We start from the raw sequence: 16,689 nt of genomic DNA on the forward strand, positions 1-16,689 counted from the left end.
GTCCGTTTCGGAGCAGTAGTGCTAATTTTCACTATAGAGCCGACACGCCGCTTCCCGACTATAGACGGGGAGTTTATAAGAAGATAGCAGTAATAACTGTCTATGCCAAAATCTATCACAACTCCGAAAGAGGCGAACGGAACGACGAGACTCACGCTAAAGATTCAGCATCCGAACTGCTGGACGCTCGAAGTGAGCGAAAAGACGGCGGCCGGTATGATCGCACACACGGTCTACAATACCCCTCAAGACACTGTGAAAGGTCACTTTACCGTCTACGCCGATCGGATCGACGAGCTCGACGAATTCGTCAAGACAGCAACGGAGTCGCGGCTGACCGACTCCGTCTCCGAGTTGAGTCCTCGACACGAGTTCGACAAGGACGCATCGAACATCGGGAACACGACTCGGGAGCTCATGGTCGAGTACGATCCCGACAACAGTATGACGGACGCACTACTCGAGTACGGATTCGTCCACGACGCGCCCGTGCGAGTCAACGACGGGTGGGAGTACTGGCCGGTGATCGATACCGGAGACGGAGACCTAAAAGAGCGACTTCGTTCGTTGGAGGAACAGAAAGACGCCGATATCGTCGTCACCAAAATCGCGTCCGTCTCGAAGACGCAAAACGACGTCAGCCACCAGCAGAACCGACTCTCGAATCGGCAACGGGAGGTGTTAAACTTGGCCCGCAAGCGCAACTACTACACGTGGCCGAGGGAGACGACCACGCAGGAACTCGCGGACGAACTCGACATCTCGAAGACGACGCTGCTCGAACACCTCCGAAAGGCGGAAGCGAAACTCCTCGACCAGTACGACTGGTAACTACTCGTCGCTCGAGGAGAGCGTGAAGCCAGATATCTGGTCTCGCGGATCCTTCACGAAGGTGTGCTTGCCCGTGATTCGGGCAGATCCGGTTATCGTGGGGACCGTCAGTGTGACGCCGTCCTGCTCTCTCGTTTCTACGATTCGGCCCTCGAACCGGGTTCCGACGATGCTCTCGTGGATGTACGGTTCGTCGACCGCAAGCCGTCCCTCCTCGTATAGCAGCGCCATCTTCGCACACGTCCCGGTCCCGCACGGAGAGCGGTCCACCTGTCCGCCGCCGAAGACGACGATGCTGCGGTCGGTGTCGTCGGAGGACTCATAGATTTCGGTGATGGCCACCCTCCCTCGCTCGCCGGACAACGGGTGAACGATCTCGAGTTCGTCGTTGACGGCGTCCCGGATTTCGAGTCCCCAGTCGATGACCTCGTCGATTCGAGCCGTATCGACAGAAACGTCCAGTTGTTCGCTATCGACTAACGCGAAGAAGTTCCCGGCGTAGACGACGTCCACCCGAAGCGGCGAGTCCGAGAACGAGACGGGGACCGTCGTCGTGCCGTAGACGAACGACTCGACGTTCTGAATCGTGACCGCTTCGACTCCCCCATCGGCGTACTGTGGTTTCGCTTCGACGACGCCCGCCGGCGTCTCCACGCGGATCGTCGGTTCACTGGGGAGGTGGCCCAACTCGATGAGGGCCGAAACGACACCGATCGTCCCGTGACCGCACATATCCAAGTACCCCTCGCTGTCCATGAAGAACACGCCGAGGTCGACTTCGTCCCTATGGGGTTCGACGACGACCGCACCGAACATGTCGTCGTGACCTCGCGGCTCTCTCATCAGTAGTTCTCGAACCCAGTCGTACTGCTCGGCGAACGACTCGCGCTTCGCGCGAACGCGATCGCCCTCGAGGGTAGACCGATCGAGACCGTCGAGGAGGATCCGTGTCGGTTCCCCAGCTGTATGCGTGTCGACCGTCGTAAACGATGCGTCCGTACGCACGTCGTCGAAGTCACCGTCGAACCTCATTCTTCGAGCGTCTCCAGTTCCGCTATCTCCTCGTCGGACCAGTCGTAATACGGTTCGTCGATTTCTCGAAGCGATCGCACGCACTCGTTGTATCGCTCTCGTGCTTCCGGTGCATACGGGTCGTTCGGATTCGCCTGGGCCCACTCACGGAGTTCCCGCAGCGCACGGGGCGGGTAGCTGTCGATAGTCCCCTGCTCTTTGAGTAACCGCAGCTTCCGTTCTTCGGTGCGAAGTGATTTGATGAGGATGACGCTTGCGACGCCGGGAAGCGCGAGTATCGCGAGAATCATCGTTATCCACGCGACGGTTGAGAGTGCCATCTCAATCACCTCCCTCCGAAGCAGGTTCGGGAGCACTATCCGACACATCTCCAACGACGCTCATTACGACCGTACTTACGACGAGGAGGGCTATCATGAGTCCAACACCCAGGATCATCAGCGTCTGGTTTTCGGTCCCGATGCTCGTGACGACCCCGTAGCCGAGAATGAACACGACTACCGTGGGGACAACGTACTTAACGACCGGATTCCACCATCGGCCAACGTAGAGGCCGGCGTTGCGATTGAGATCGATGACGCGGGCGCGCTCCGGACCGAACTTCCACGCGACGAGCGCGATGATCGCCAGCGTCGATAGCGGGAAGCCGAAGCTCCCGAACATGAAGTCCATCTGATCGAGGAACGACGACGAGTACGCACTCGGGAGACCGAGCAGCCAGATGATCCCGCAGACCGCGACCACCGAACCGGATCGCGAGAGGCGCGTCTCTTCGGAGACGGTCGTTACGCCGACCTCGGTGATCCCGAGACCAGAGGAGAACGTCGCGAAGAAGAACGAGACGAAGAACAAGACGGCCCATGCCGCTCCGCCCGGTAGCTCCGGGAACACCTGGGCCAGCGAGATGAACAGCAGATTAGAACCCGCAGTCGGTTCGATTCCGAACGCGAACACGATCGGGAACGTCGCGAACACGGCCAAGAGACCGATACTCGTGTTACCGATCGCGGTGAACATACCACCGCCGAGCGGGACGTCGTCGTATCTGCTGAGATAGCTCCCGTACGTGAGTGCGATACCCCATCCTAATCCCGTCGAGAATAACGCCTGACTGAGCGCTGCGACCCACGTACTCCCGCGAGTGAGGTACGTCCACTCGGGAGTAAAGGCGAATGCGACTCCTTCCATCCCGCCGGGAAGGGTGACACCGCGCACCCCAACCGCGACCAGTGCGAAGACGAGTAGCGGAATCATCCATTTTACCACGCGCTCGATACCGCGACGGATCCCGAAAACGAGAACACCGGCGACCCCTGCCATAGTCACCGTGTGTAACCCGATAACGAGCGCTGGATTCGAGATGAATCCGTCCCAGAACGCCTGGGGCTCGAATCCGGGTTGGGTGAACGTCATCAAGAAGGAGTGGAGGGCGTAGTAGAGCGCCCACCCGATGATTGGCGCATAGTACGACATCACCGCAATGTTGACGAGGAGAACGACCAGACCGAGCCCTCCTGCACGTTTGCTTCCGACGATCTGATCGAACGCCCCGATAACGCCTCTGTTCGTGTACCGACCGATCATCGTTTCAGCCATGAGACCGGGAACCGCGACAACGTACAAGAGAATGATGTACGCGATGAGGAACGCTCCTCCACCGTTCTGCCCCGTGGTGAAGGGCATCCTCCAGATATTTCCCGCCCCGACCATGGCACCCACCATGGCCATCAGGAAACCGAACCGAGTACCCCACTCTTCTCTCGCTGTTCTCGACTCAGAGTTTTCCATTGTCGATTCGTACAAACTATGATAGACGTAGCAGTTATAGCACTCCCCTACTATAGTCGATACCTTAATAGGGACGTCTCCACGTGTGATCAGAGAGCGTCTACCTCTGTGGCCCGTGATAGGTTCTACAGGCGGAGTAGGCCGAGTGCCTCGGGGTCAAACCCCGAGGCGTGTTCGACGACGTCGACGCCGACCACGTGGCGCGGGCACTCACGACGATTGTCGACGGCGCTCGGACTCGAGCAGTTGCACTCGACGAAGCGCAATCGCTCGAGACGGCGAGACGAACGTTTGCTCTGGGCCTTTGATTTGACTTATATTTGGATCTTAGATTCAGATATCAGCCACGATTCGGAACTCGGCCAGTCAAACGGAGTGAGAAGAACGCTCGACGTTCGGGACGGGACGGTCGTCGCGCCGTCCCACCGGGCCGCGAGCGGTGACCGCTCATCGATCGGGCGAGTCCTCGAGGCGGTCGCCATCGACGTCGACCGCTTTCGTACACCAGTGGCAGAACTCGAGTTCCGGATCGAGGTCGCTGCCGCAGTGGGGGCAGGCGATCGTGTCTCCGTCGGTCGATTCCGCGCTAACCGCTGTACTGGTGTCCCCCGTAGGCGAGCGATCCGTCGCGTTCTGAGCGCGAGCGAGCAGATACGCGTCGATGGCGCTGAGCCCCACGACGCAGAGCATCGGTGACACCGCTAGCATCGTCTCTGGGCTTCCGCTCCCGGCCATCAGCTCCTCGACCGCTGCCGAATCGACGAGCAGGGCGGACACGACGAACGACGCGGCGAGCCAGCCGAGCGCGCGACGCCAGCGCCGAAGGTACAGGTGGCCGAACCCAGTGAGGAACACCGCCAGCAGCGCTGCGATCCACGGCCGTTTCTGCGATATCGATCGGCCCATGTCCTGACTAATCAGTCAGGAGGTAAAAGTCTTCGCGATGCCATCGCTCTCCGTCGAGTACTCGGCGCGCGATGGACGCGAAACGCGGATCCCGAACGCTTCGCCACCGGAACCGGTAGAGGACACCGATCGATACCGGTCCTCCGACCACGACATACATGCAAACCGAACGCTTACCCGACCGGGCCACGATTCTCCAACCGTCGTTCATGCTCGAGATGCTGATCGCCGCCGTCGCCGGGGGACTCGAGGCCGTCGTCGAGACGGCGACGGGCTGGCCCGGAATGGGGGTTATCTTCGTCTATTCGTTTCTGATCGCGTTCGTGCTTCCCGGCCCGAGCGAGATCGTGCTGGTCGCGCCGCTCGATCTCGGCCTGCCGTCGTGGGCGCAACTCTCGAGTATCATGCTCGTGAGCGCGATCGGAAAGGCCGCCGGAAGCGTGCTGGCGTTTCATATCGGTCAGGAGGTCAAAGAGGCCGGACCGATAACGCGATGGCTGCGCGAGTCACGGTGGGATATCCTGAAATGGTCGGAGAAGCGCTCCGTTCAGCTCGCAAAGCAGTACGGGTACGGCGGAATGGCCCTCGCCCTGTCCGTCCCGTTCTTTCCCGACACGATCTCGATCTACGCGTTCGCCGTCCTCGAAACGGACTACGTGAAATTCGCCGTCGCGACGTTTTTCGGGAGTCTCGGACGTCTCGTCGTCACGGCCGGATTCGTCGGCGGGCTCTGGACGGTGTTTTGAGCCCGAGCGGTCCGTCTCCGGCGGAACCGTCTCCATACCGGAGCCGTCGACGAAACTGTACCACAGGCCCCGTTCTCGATAGTCCGAACGCGTGAAAGCGACCCCACCCGACGTGTGTCCGATCGGCGCTCGCCGTTTCACTCGTCGACGAGGAGATACTCCCGAACGTATCGATCGAACGCGGCACGGCTGTCTTCGAGGACGCCCTCGTCGTCGTTGGTGACGCGAAGCATCATCGTTCCGAGGAAGACGTTTTGGAAGAGCGCCGCCGTTTGCTGGGGGTCGACCTCCCGAAACACGCCCTGTTCGATCCCCGACCGAATCGTGTGTGCGACGTGTTTTCGGACGAACTGATCGCTCCGGGTGAAGTACTCCCGGTAGTCGTCGTCGTGGGCCGCCTGTGAGCGAAGTTCGACGACCGCTTGCGTGAACTCGGTCGGCATTGCGGTGTCGCCGAATCCGAACGTGTGGTCGACGATTCCCTCGATGTGATCGTCCGCGCCCCCCTCTCCATACGTGGGAATCTGTCCCTCGATCTGATCCAACATAAACTCGAGGAAATCGAGGAGGAGGTCGTCCTTGCTGTCGTAGTGGTGATACAGCAGCGACTTGCTCTTCGAGAACTCGTCTCCGATCCGCTGGATCGTGAGCTCGCTGTACCCGTGTTCACAGAGCGCGGTGTACGTCGCGCTCATGATGGCGCCGCGAGTTCCGCCCGGATCCTCGAGGAACGGTGGTAGTTCTGTCATCGTGATCGCTTCCGAGCTCCGCCCGCTTTACCGACGGCGACCTGATGTCGGTTCCGATTCGATTCCGTGATACCCGCCATGCTGAATACCGTATACCACTACCAGCTATAAAAATTGATTGAATGGTCAGTCTCTGACGGCGACGATATATCTCTATCTATAGCCACTGAAGCGTGATATGGCTGCCCGAAGAGAGAAAGTATATAAGTACTAATTGACTATTCAGTCAGTACATGACAGCGGAACTGAGACGGGCGACCGAGACGACACCGACCGGCCGTATCCGGGGGTACTCCTCGCCCAGTAGAGCGTCGAGCATTGCGAACGATACCGCGGGAGACGGAGGTCGATCCGGTAGATGAGTTGGATCGACCGGATCGCCGAGACGGTCACAAACTACAGCCGGCCCGTGATCGCCGTCATGCTCGTGCTCACGGTTATCGCGGGCGCCGGTGCCGGAATGGTCGAGCAGTCCTCGTCGCTCGATCAGTTCCAGAGCGACACCGAGGAAGCGCAGAAAATGGAGTACGTCGAGGCGAACTTCTCGACCGGTCAGGAGAACACGTCGGCGGCGCAAGTGATCGTCAGGGGTGAGAACGTCCTCGCACAGGAGTCGATGGTCGAGACGCTCCGGTTGCAACAGTCGTTCCGGGAGAACGAGACGATCAACCGGACGCTCGTCGACGACCAGCCGACGGTCGGCGCGGCGAACCTCATCGCGATCTCGTCGATCACCGGCGACCAACAGCGCGAACTCGAGGCGACGGCCGCGGAATTCGAGGAACTGAACGCGACCGTTCGGGAGGAACGCGCCGCGCTGGAACAGCGGAGCGACGAACTGAACGCGACCCAACGGGACCTCCGTACGGCCCTCGAGACGCTGCGGGAGGACCCCTCGGCATCGCCGCGCGCACAGTTCGATGCGGTCGACGAGAACTCGTCGGTCGACCTGAACGAGACGCAGTACGCGACGTTCAACGAGTCGGCACAGCTGCTCCGGAACGCCGAGGACGAGTCGCAGGCCGAAGAGGCCTACCGGCTCGGCACCCAGGGCGTGCTCGCCGACGAGTACGAGGCCCTCGAGCAGCGCAGTGCGGACCTCGAGTCGCAGGCCGCGCGACTGGAGGAACTCGGCGCCGAACTGGAGGACCAACGGGCGGCCCTCGAGAACGCCTCGTCCCCGACACTGGAAGAACAGATCGACGCGCTCGAGTCGATGAACGCCACGGAGTACGAACGCGCGCTCGGTGCCGTGCTGGGCGAGGACGCGTCCGGCCAGCTGAGCGGACTGGCGTTCATGCCGACGGGCTACGAAGCGGGATCGACGAGCGCGAACGCGACGATGCTGCTGGTCACCCACCAGAGCGAGGGCGGTGGCGGTCAGGGTGGAACGGTCTCCGACGAACTCGTCGACGCGCAACTGGCGATGCAGTCCATCGCGAACGACGAGTTCGGGGCCGACGGATCCGACGTCATCGTCTTCGGCGGCGGCATCATGGGCGAGGAGATCAACAACTCGATGGGCGACAGCTTGGCGATCGTCGGCCCCCTCGCGCTGTTGTTCGTCGTCGTCGCCCTGATCGTCGCGTACCGCGATCTGCTTGACATCCTGCTGGGCCTGTTCGGGATCGCCGTCGTCCTCGTCTGGACGTTCGGCTTTATGGGCTGGGCCGGGATCGACTTCAACCAGATGTTCATCGCGGTCCCGGTGTTGCTGATCGGGCTCTCGATCGACTACGCGATCCACATCTTCATGCGCCACCGCGAGCAGCGCCAGGAGGGCGGTGCGTACGGCGACGACGATACTCGCGGGTCGATGCGGGTCGCGCTGGCCGGCGTCGGCATCGCGCTCATTCTGGTGACCGCGACGACGGCCATCGGGTTCCTCTCGAACATGACGAGTCCGGTGCCACCGATTCAGGACTTCGGCATCGTGAGCGCGGTCGGGATCACGGTCGCCCTACTCGTGTTCGCCGTTCTGGTGCCGGCGCTGAAAGTCGAACTCGACGGCTTCCTCGAGAACCACGGATACGATCGGAAGAAGCGCGCGTTCGGGACTGGCGGTGGCCGGTTCAGCCAGCTCCTCTCCACCGGTTCGACGGCGGCGCGACGGATGCCGCTCGTCATCATCCTCGTCGCCGTCCTCGTGAGCGCTGGCGGAGCGTACGGCGCGACGCAGGTCGACACCAGCTTCAATCAGGAGGACTTCATCGCCGAGGACCCGCCGGAGTGGACGAACGACCTCCCCGAACCGTTCAAGCCGGGCGACTACTCGATGAAGGAGAACCTCGAGTTCGTCAACCAGCACTTCGTTCGGGAGGACTCCCAGGCGCAGATCCTCGTCGAGGGGAACGTGACCGATCCGGAGACGTTACAGCGGCTCGAGGCGGCCGAGAACGAGACGGCCGCCAGCGACGTCGCCGTCACCCTCTCGAGCGGCGAGGCCGACGTCCAGAGTCCCCTCCGGACGATGCGGCAGGTCGCCGACCGGAACGAGTCGTTCAACGCGACGTTCACCGCGGCCGATACCGACGGCGACGGCGTGCCCGATCGGAACGTCGAACAGGTGTACGACGAACTGTTCGAAACCGCCCCCAATGAAGCGGGAGCGGTCATCCACCAGACGGAGGATGGCGACTACGAGGCCGTTCGAATGGTCGTTTCGACGAGCGGCACCGCGGCCATGAGCGACGTCACGACCGAGATGCGATCCATCGCGGACGGGATCGACGGGAACGGCCTCGAGGCCACCGCGACCGGTCAGACGATCCTGTTCGACATCGTTCAGGAGCAGCTGATGGACACGGTCATCGAGAGCCTGCTGATCACCCTCGTGGCCGTCTTCGCCTTCCTGATGGTCGCCTACCGGCTTACCAAGGGAAGCGCGACCCTCGGTGCGGTGACGCTGCTCCCGGTCGTGTTCAGTGTCTCGTGGATCCTCGGGACGATGTACCTGCTCGAGATCCCGTTCAACGTCATGACGGGGATGATCACGAGCCTCACCGTCGGGCTCGGCGTCGCCTACAGCATCCACATGAGCGAGCGCTACAGCCTCGAGCTGGAACGGACCGGGTCGGTCTGGGAGGCGATGTCCCGGACGGTCACCGGCACCGGCGGCGCGCTGCTCGGCAGTGCCGCGACGACCGTCGGTGGCTTCGGCGTGCTCGCCTTCGCCATCCTCCCGCCGCTCCAGCAGTTCGGGATCATCACCGGGATGACGATCGTCTACGCGTTCCTCGCGAGCGTGCTCGTCCTCCCGAGTCTGCTCGTGGTCTGGACGAAGTACTTCGGCCCGGACGTCTCGTTCGACGCGCCGAGTAGTTCGCCCGCGCCTACGGCCAGCGACGGCGGGCAACCGACGGACGGGTCGGAGTCACGAACGAAGAAGTAACGTCCGGCCCGTACTGACGAGGAGCACTCTCCTCGGTTTCCGACCGGGAAACGACGTACTCGGGAGACTCTCCCAGTGATCGTGTCTCCGTTAGATCGGTCACTCGGACTCGTGTTCTTCTATCGCGATCTCGGCGGCACGGTTCTGGAGCCATTCGTCGTCTTTCACTAGTGCGATAACGAAGTCCGTATCGACGTAGATCACCGATAGTTACTCGGTCACTTCGTCTATGGCGTCTTCTCGAGCGGCCTCACGCGACTCTCGTTTGATCTGCTCGACAGATTTGTCGTCGAAGGCGTCACCGACAGCGTCACGGAGCCCTTCGATCGGGTCATCTTTGAGTGGAATCAGTTCGACCCTGTCCTCGAGTTCGACGACACGGTAGCGATCGCCGTGTTTCTCCCGGATCTCGTTGGGGATGACGATTCGTCCCCGATCGTCCGCCTCCACCGTGTTACTCATCGTATTTATACCACTCCGGGAATAGTCAAAAAACCTCCACGAGATCTATTTCCTTCCCCGCCGTCTCTCGACGAGACATCTTCGATCGGAGACGGTCGCTCGAGCGTACGAACGGCGATCGAAAACGCGAAATCTTGATATCTCACGGCTCGCCAGTTCGTGGCGTATGCCCCGGCGAAGATCACTCGGTTCTCGATTCTCGGTATCGAAGCGATGCGTACGCCGCGGTGGTCGCTCGTGACGCACTCAGAGCAGTCCGACGAGGACGTCAAGGACGTCGTCCAGCGCTACTGGAACGGGCGCGCCGACGCCTACGACGACGACGGAATCTCGGGCGTCCACGACGCCGAGCAGCGCGAGGCGTGGCTGTCGGTGCTCCGGACCTGGACCGGCGAGCCGTCGCGACGCGTGCTCGACCTCGGCTGTGGAACGGGCACGGTCTCGCTGCTGCTGGCGGAACTGGGGCACGACGTCACGGGCGTCGACCTGTCGCCCCGAATGCTCGAGCGCGCTCGAGCGAAGGCGCGGGAGGCGGACCGCTCGATCGAGTTCCGCACCGGGGACGCCGAGGCGGTAGCGGTGCCCGATAACGCCTACGACGTGGTGACGGCGCGCCATCTCATCTGGACGCTGCCGAACCCCTCGAACGCGCTGCGGGAGTGGCGCCGAGTCGTCCGACCCGGCGGGCGCATCGTCCTCGTCGAGGGCTACTGGGACTTCCCCCAGCCGTGGGAGGAGTACCGCGAGATCCACGACGACCTGCCGCTGTATCACGGTCGCCCGCCCGAGGCGCTGGTCGATTTCGTCGCGGACCACGGCCTCGAGGAGATCGAACACGAATCGCTGACGGAGCCGGTCCTCTGGGGGGAGGAGCCGGAGCAGGACCTGTATATCGTGGGCATCGACGTTCCCGAGTAACGACGGCCGCCGAGACCGCGGTCGATCCCTCGAGTCACTCGCCGTTCAGGGAGACCGACTCGAGCCCGTACGCCGACTCCGTCGGATGGGGCTCGTAGCCGCGGACGGCAGTCGCGGTCGCGATGACGTTCGTGTAGTTCGTTATCACCGCGATCGGCACTTCGTCCGCGATGATCGACTGGACCTCGTGATATCGCTCCCGCCGCGCCTCGGTGTCCTCGAGTTCCCGCGCCTCCTCGAGCAGCGCATCGACGCGGTCGTTCTCGTACCCGTGGTGTAGCGACGCCGCCGTCGAGTGGACCAGCTGCGTGAGCCGGTCGGGATCGGGGTACCAGAGGGTCCCCCACGACGTGAAGTACGCGTCGAACGAGCCCCGGCCGGCTCGGTCGACCATCGCACTGTACTCGAGGACCGTCACGTCGAACTCGATCCCGACGGCGGCGAGGTGGTCCTGCATCACTTCGGCGATGAGCGGGAGGCTCCTGGCGTCGTAGGTGAGACACTCGACGGAGAGGGACGTCCCGTCGCGGGTTCGCGGCCCGTCGGCGCCGCCAGTCCAGCCGGCCTCGGCGAGCAGCTCCCGGGCCCGGTCCGGGTCGTACGGATTCGGCTCGAGATCCGGATTCGCCCACGCCGTGATCGACGGCGAAAACGGACTGACGGCGGGATCGCTGACGCCGTCGAGGAGCGACTCGGCGATCTCGCCGCGATCGATCGCGAGGGAGACCGCCCGTCGAACGCGGTCGTCGTCGAACGGTTCCGAGTCGGTATCGAACGTGAGGAACCGTATCCGCGGCACCGCCGGCGTGTAGACGTCGATTCCGTCGGTCGACTCGAGCGAGTCGACCGTCTCGTGGGGGAGGATCCGCGCCATCTCGAGCTCGCCGCTCTCGAGTTTCATCCGACGCGTCTGATCGTCGGCGACGACCTCGTAGCGGACGGACTCGAGGGCGGGCGACTGCCCGTAGTAGTCGTCGTTGCGGACGGTTCGAACCTCGGTCTCGGGATCCAGCGAGTCGACGGCGAACGGGCCGGTGGCGTACAGGTCGGCGACCGACCCGTCCGCGTCGACGGCGTCGGGACTGAGGATCACCGCTTCGTTGCGCGAGAGATGTGCCGGCAACGGAGCGAACGGCGTCGACGTCGTCACGGCGACAGTGGTCTCGTCGACCGCCTCGATGGTTTCGATCGGAACGTCCGCGAACGCGGTCGCGTCGGCGGTCCGGCGCAGCGAGTCGACGACGGCCGCCGCGTCGACGTCGGTGTCGTCGTGAAACGTGACGTCCTCCCGGAGCCGGAACTCCCACCGCCGATCGTCGAGTCGCTCCCACTCGGTCGCCAGTTCGGGGGCCGGCTCGGCGTCGTGATCGACGCCCAGCAGCGCCTCCGTGATTCCGAGCCGTCGAAGGATGCTCCCGCCGTCGAGGGGATCCCGGGTCGGTTTCCACGGGCTGCCGATTCTGAATTCGGCGGTATCGGCGTCGCTCGAGAGACAGCCGGCGACGGCGAGCGTCGCGGCTCCGAGCGTCGTTTGCAGCGCGGTTCGGCGATCCATCGTGCGGTGACCGTCGCGTGTCATCGTTCTGGAAGGTCGTCGGTGTCCTCGGTGGTCTCAGAGCGCGATTCCTCGGCGGTGTCGGCCGTGCTCGAGTCGGCGTCTCGTCGCTCACCGGTCGACCGCGACCGATCCGCGTCGGCTGCCAGCTCGTCCGCGTACAGACAGCGCGACCGTGAATCGGTGTCGTCGGCGGGCTCCAGCGACGGCTCGACTCGCGAACAGTCCTCGGTGGCGAGCGGACAGCGCGGGTGGAAGGCACAGCCCGACGGCGGCTCGGCGGGGCTCGGCGGCTCACCGGCGAGCGTTTCGTCGCGTCGGTCCGCGTCCGTCCCGTCGTTCCGTATCCCGCGATCGTCCGGGACCGCGTCCAGCAGCGCACTCGTATACGGATGCGTCGGCGTCGAGAGCGTCGAGCGAGCGGGGCCGGTCTCGACGAGCCGCCCGCAGTACATCACGGCGACCCGATCCGCGACGTGGCGGACGACCTCGAGGTCGTGCGAGACGAACAGCGTCGCGAGCCCGAGCTCGTCTCGCACGTCGGCGAGCAGGTTCAGTATCGTCGCCTGGGTCGAGACGTCGAGCGCGGCCGTCGGCTCGTCCACCACGAGCACGGACGGGTCCAGCGCGATCGCTCGCGCGATCGCGACGCGCTGGCGCTGCCCGCCCGATAGTTGATTCGGATACCGGTCTCCACACTCGGGCGGGAGCCCGACCAACGCGAGCAGTTCCGCGACGCGGTCGGTCCGCCGCGACTTCGACCATCCCGCCTCGAGTAGCGGTTCGGCGATCGACTGGGCCACCGTCCGCTTCGGATTCAAGCTCGCGCCTGGATGCTGAAACACGACGCCGATCTCGGCCAGTTGCGCGCTCGTCCGCTCGTCGACGCCGCCGACCCGCCGGCCGTGAAGACTGACGGTCCCCTCGTCGGGCACCTCGAGGCCCGCGATCAGCCGCGCGAGCGTCGACTTGCCGCAGCCGCTCTCGCCGACCAGGCCGACGGTCTCTCCGGGGCGAAGCTCGAGCGAGACGCCCCTGACGGCCGGAATCCGATCGTCGGTGCCGAGGAGTCGGTCGACGAGCGCGTCCGAACGGCGGAACGACTTCGCGACCGACTCGAGTTCGACGATCGGCTCGTTCGTCCGCCTCGATTCGTCGTCCGGACTCGAGTCGTCTGGCTCGAGCGACGGAGCGGCTCCCGGCTCGTCGACCGCTCGCGAGTCGCCCGTCGCGGTCGCGGGGGAGGCGGCCGTCCCGCCGTCGACGGCCACTGCTGCGGGCGTGTCTGACTCGTCCGGCGCGTTCGGTTCGTGCGGTGCGTTCGAAGCGTCCGAGGCGTTCGATTCGGTCGACCCACCGGTCTCCGTCTCCCCGACCGTTCGCCGAGCGTCCGTCGCCTCGAGCGACGCGTCGCGGGCTTCGGGCACGCCGCATCGAACCGTTCGATCCGGGCCGACCGAGACGACGGGCGGATCCCGCTCGCGACAGTCGTCGACCGCGAACGGACAGCGATCGGCGAACGCACAGCCCGCTGACGGCGCGGTACCGTCCGACGGCACCCCTTCGATCGTGGGGAGCCGCGATCCGGGGTCCGCGCGGCTCGGGAGGCACTCGAGCAACGCCTTCGTGTACGGATGCGCGGGGTTCGATCGGAGCTCGTCGACCGGCCCTCGCTCGACGACGACGCCGTCGTACATGACGACGACCCGATCGCACAGCGCTGAGACGACGTCGAAGTCGTGACTGATTACCAGCATGCCCATTTCGCGCGTCTCGTTGAGTTCGGCCAGCCGCTCGAGGACGGCCGCCTGCGTCGTCGCGTCCAGGGCGGTCGTCGGCTCGTCGGCGATCAACACCGACGGCCGGCGGGCGAGCGCGATCGCGAGCATCGCCCGCTGGCGCATGCCGCCGCTGAACTGGTGCGGATAGGCGTCGATCCGTTCGCTCGGACGGGGGATGCCGACGGTCTCCATGAGCTCGAGGACGTCCGACCGGAGCTCCGTCGATCGGAGCCGGGAGCTCGTCCCGAGCGCGAGCTCCCTGAGGAACGGTTGCCGGTCCGGGTCGCGGTGGACCCGCAGCGCCTCGGCGATCTGTTCGCCGACCGGGTACACCGGGTTCAGCGTCGTCGAGGGATCCTGAAAGACCATTGCGAGCTCCCGTCCGCGGAGCCGCCGGAGCGTCCGATCGTCGGCCGTCGTCAGCTCCCGGTCGCCGTAGCGAATGCTGCCGTCGGTGATCTCGCCCGGCGACTCGAGGCGAACGATCGATCGCGCGGTGGCCGACTTCCCGCAGCCGCTCTCGCCGACCAGCCCGACGACTTCGCCGGGTGCGATTTCGAACGATGCGCCGCTGACCGCGTGGACCGTTTCGGAACAGGTCCGGAATCGGACGTGGAGGTTCTCGATCTCGAGTGGGTCGGTCATAGTCAGGTCCGCCTCCGTCGGCGGTCGTCGAGGTGGTCGGGATCCAGCACGTCTCGCAGCCCGTCGCCGAGCAGGTTGAAGCCGACGACGGTCAGCATGATCGCGACGCCGGGCGCGGTGACGAGCCACGGCGCCGATCGCAGGTAACTCCGTCCGTCGGCGATCATCGAGCCCCACTCGGCCGTCGGGGGCTGGGCGCCCAGACCGAGGTAGGAGAGCCCGGCGGCCGCCAGCACGACGGTCCCGAGGTTGAGCGTCGCGAGGACCGCCACCGGGCTCGCGACGTGTGGCAGCAGGTGCCGGCGGACGAGCCGGCGCCGCGGCGTCCCGTAGAGTCTCGCGGACTGCACGAACGGTCGCTCCGTGATCGAGAGGGCGCTCCCTCGAACGACCCGCGCGTACGACGCCCAGCCGACGATCGAGAGCGCGACGACGACGTTTCGCAGGCTCGGCCCGAGGACGCCCGCGACCACGAGCGCGAGCACGAGCCCGGGGAACGCGAGCTGGACGTCGACGAGTCGCATCAGGGCGGCGTCGACGACGCGTCCGCCCGTCGCGGCGAGCAGGCCGATCGCCGTCCCGATCGCGAGGCGAACGGCCGTCGCCCCGAGCGCCAGCGCGAGCGAGATGCGAGCCCCGTAGGCGAGTCGGGTCGCCACGTCGCGGCCGAGCGCGTCGGTACCGAGCGGATGTGCGATCGACGGCCCCTGAAGCCGGGCCTCGAGCGCTTGCGCCGTCGGATCGTACGGCGACACCACTGGACCGACGAGGGCGACGGCCGCGAGCAGCCCCACGAGGGCGCCGCCCAGCCGAATCTGGGCGTTCGTCCGCGGGAGGAGCCGCCGCCCCCGCTCGAGGAAGCCGGCCGGATCCGTGCTCGAGGGACTCGAACCGGTGGTCCGATCGCTCACGGTTGCTCACCTCCGCGCCCGCGGTCGATGCGCGGGTCGAGCGCGACGTACGCGAGGTCGACGAGCTGGTTGGTTACGACGAACACGGCCGCCGTCACCAGCACGACGCCCTGCACGACCGGGTAGTCCCTGGCGAAGACGGCGTCGACGAGCAGGGTCCCCAGTCCGGGGCGCTGGAAGACGGCTTCGACGATCACGGCGCCGTTGATCACGGTCCCGAACTGGAGTCCGACGATCGTCACGACCGGGACGAGGGCGTTCCGGAGCGCGTGCTTGTACACCACGAGCCGCTCGCGGACGCCCTTCGACCGCGCGGTATCGACGTACTCGGCCTCGAGGACCTCGAGCATCGACGTCCGGACGAGCCGCGTGACGATCGCGGCCATCCCGGTGCCGAGCGTGATCGCGGGCAACACGAGATGACCGAGGGTCCCCGCGCCGCCGACGGGCGTCAGGCCGAGCCACAGCGAGCAGACGAGCAACAGCAGGTACCCGAGCCAGAAGTTCGGCATCGAGACGCCGATCAGCGCGGCGATCTGTCCGGTCCGATCGATCCACGTGTCCCGGTGGACGGCGCTCATCACGCCCACCGGAACGGCGATCAGCACCGAGACGGCCGTCGCCGCCAGCGCGAGCTCGAGCGTGTTCGGCAGCCGTGCGAGCACCAGCGAGGTCACGGGTTCGGACTGGTAGTACGAGGTCCCGAGATCCCCCTGTACCGCGTCGGTGAGCCACGAGACGTACTGGACGTGAAAGGGGTCGTCCAGTCCGTGTTCGGCGCGGAAGGCCGCAACTTCGGACGCCGACGGTGGGCTCTGCCGTCGCTCTCGGAGGATCGTGTACGCCGGGTCCCCCGGCGTGAGGAACACGAATCCGTACGTGATCAGCGAGACGCCGACCATCACGACCGACAGGGAGCCGAGTCGAGCGAGGAGGGAGCGGATCATTTCGGTGCCAGGGGCGAACGGGTCGTC

Annotated in this window: 14 protein-coding genes and 2 pseudogenes; 5 read left to right on the forward strand and 11 right to left on the reverse strand. The window is 64.9% G+C overall.

Translation table 11 applies throughout. The features are described from left to right. Positions 1 to 102 precede the first annotated feature (102 nt). On the forward strand, positions 103 to 831 hold the full coding sequence (locus WD430_RS19245) for a helix-turn-helix domain-containing protein (protein WP_339106063.1): 729 nt from the start codon (positions 103 to 105) through the stop codon (positions 829 to 831). Here the strand turns inward: WD430_RS19245 and WD430_RS19250 are convergent, their stop codons facing one another. From WD430_RS19250 to WD430_RS19260, 3 genes are read right to left on the reverse strand one after another with little or no spacing between them, the layout of a single operon-like run. Continuing rightward, positions 832 to 1,863, reverse strand: coding sequence for a proline racemase family protein (locus tag WD430_RS19250; protein WP_339106064.1), 1,032 nt, complete (start codon positions 1,861 to 1,863; stop codon positions 832 to 834). After that, entirely contained in the window at positions 1,860 to 2,183 is a 324-nt protein-coding gene (locus WD430_RS19255) for a hypothetical protein (RefSeq protein WP_339106161.1), read from the reverse strand. The genes WD430_RS19250 and WD430_RS19255 overlap by 4 nt, the downstream gene beginning before the upstream one ends. A 1-nt stretch (position 2,184) precedes the next feature. Further along, on the reverse strand, positions 2,185 to 3,651 hold the full coding sequence (locus WD430_RS19260; RefSeq protein WP_339106065.1) for a sodium-dependent transporter: 1,467 nt from the start codon (positions 3,649 to 3,651) through the stop codon (positions 2,185 to 2,187). A 167-nt stretch (positions 3,652 to 3,818) separates the two neighbouring features. Between WD430_RS19260 and WD430_RS19265 the strand changes: the two are divergent. Further along, positions 3,819 to 3,959: pseudogene (locus WD430_RS19265) on the forward strand (TetR/AcrR family transcriptional regulator); the annotation flags it as partial. Positions 3,960 to 4,098: 139 nt separating this feature from the next. Here WD430_RS19265 and WD430_RS19270 read toward each other — a convergent pair. After that, positions 4,099 to 4,557, reverse strand: coding sequence for a zinc ribbon domain-containing protein (locus tag WD430_RS19270; protein WP_339106066.1), 459 nt, complete (start codon positions 4,555 to 4,557; stop codon positions 4,099 to 4,101). Positions 4,558 to 4,766: 209 nt separating this feature from the next. On the opposite strand from WD430_RS19270, the gene WD430_RS19275 reads away from it, so the two are divergent. After that, entirely contained in the window at positions 4,767 to 5,303 is a 537-nt protein-coding gene (locus tag WD430_RS19275; protein WP_339106162.1) for a VTT domain-containing protein, read from the forward strand. 137 nt (positions 5,304 to 5,440) lie between these two features. Here WD430_RS19275 and WD430_RS19280 read toward each other — a convergent pair whose 3' ends face one another. After that, positions 5,441 to 6,052, reverse strand: coding sequence for a TetR/AcrR family transcriptional regulator (locus WD430_RS19280; protein ID WP_339106067.1), 612 nt, complete (start codon positions 6,050 to 6,052; stop codon positions 5,441 to 5,443). A gap of 358 nt (positions 6,053 to 6,410) precedes the next feature. Here WD430_RS19280 and WD430_RS19285 point away from each other — a divergent pair, with 358 nt between their 5' ends. Further along, positions 6,411 to 9,443 carry an MMPL family transporter gene (locus tag WD430_RS19285; protein ID WP_339106068.1) on the forward strand — a complete coding sequence of 1,011 codons (3,033 nt, stop codon included), beginning with the start codon at positions 6,411 to 6,413 and terminating at the stop codon, positions 9,441 to 9,443. 117 nt (positions 9,444 to 9,560) lie between these two features. Here WD430_RS19285 and WD430_RS19290 read toward each other — a convergent pair. After that, positions 9,561 to 9,647, reverse strand: a pseudogene (locus WD430_RS19290) (PIN domain nuclease); the annotation flags it as partial. A 6-nt stretch (positions 9,648 to 9,653) separates the two neighbouring features. Further along, a complete protein-coding gene (locus WD430_RS19295) occupies positions 9,654 to 9,905 on the reverse strand; it encodes an AbrB/MazE/SpoVT family DNA-binding domain-containing protein (protein ID WP_339106069.1) in 252 nt (83 codons plus the stop codon). 237 nt (positions 9,906 to 10,142) lie between these two features. Here WD430_RS19295 and WD430_RS19300 point away from each other — a divergent pair, with 237 nt between their 5' ends. Next, a complete protein-coding gene (locus WD430_RS19300; RefSeq protein ID WP_339106070.1) occupies positions 10,143 to 10,823 on the forward strand; it encodes a class I SAM-dependent methyltransferase in 681 nt (226 codons plus the stop codon). 34 nt (positions 10,824 to 10,857) lie between these two features. Here the strand turns inward: WD430_RS19300 and WD430_RS19305 are convergent, their stop codons facing one another. The 4 genes from WD430_RS19305 to nikB are packed head-to-tail and all read right to left on the reverse strand — an operon-like array spanning position 10,858 to position 16,662. Then, positions 10,858 to 12,402, reverse strand: coding sequence for an ABC transporter substrate-binding protein (locus WD430_RS19305; RefSeq protein WP_339106071.1), 1,545 nt, complete (start codon positions 12,400 to 12,402; stop codon positions 10,858 to 10,860). Then, entirely contained in the window at positions 12,399 to 14,804 is a 2,406-nt protein-coding gene (locus tag WD430_RS19310; protein ID WP_339106072.1) for a dipeptide ABC transporter ATP-binding protein, read from the reverse strand. The genes WD430_RS19305 and WD430_RS19310 overlap by 4 nt, the downstream gene beginning before the upstream one ends. 2 nt (positions 14,805 to 14,806) lie before the next feature. Then, the gene (nikC, locus tag WD430_RS19315; protein ID WP_339106073.1) at positions 14,807 to 15,715 is read right to left on the reverse strand and encodes a nickel transporter permease; all 909 of its coding nucleotides are present in this window, start codon (positions 15,713 to 15,715) and stop codon (positions 14,807 to 14,809) included. Next, the gene (gene nikB, locus WD430_RS19320; RefSeq protein ID WP_339106163.1) at positions 15,712 to 16,662 is read right to left on the reverse strand and encodes a nickel ABC transporter permease; all 951 of its coding nucleotides are present in this window, start codon (positions 16,660 to 16,662) and stop codon (positions 15,712 to 15,714) included. Before nikB ends, nikC begins: the two co-directional genes overlap by 4 nt. Positions 16,663 to 16,689: the final 27 nt, after the last annotated feature.

Source organism: Haloterrigena sp. KLK7 (assembly GCF_037914945.1).
Lineage (GTDB): Archaea > Halobacteriota > Halobacteria > Halobacteriales > Natrialbaceae > Haloterrigena > Haloterrigena salinisoli.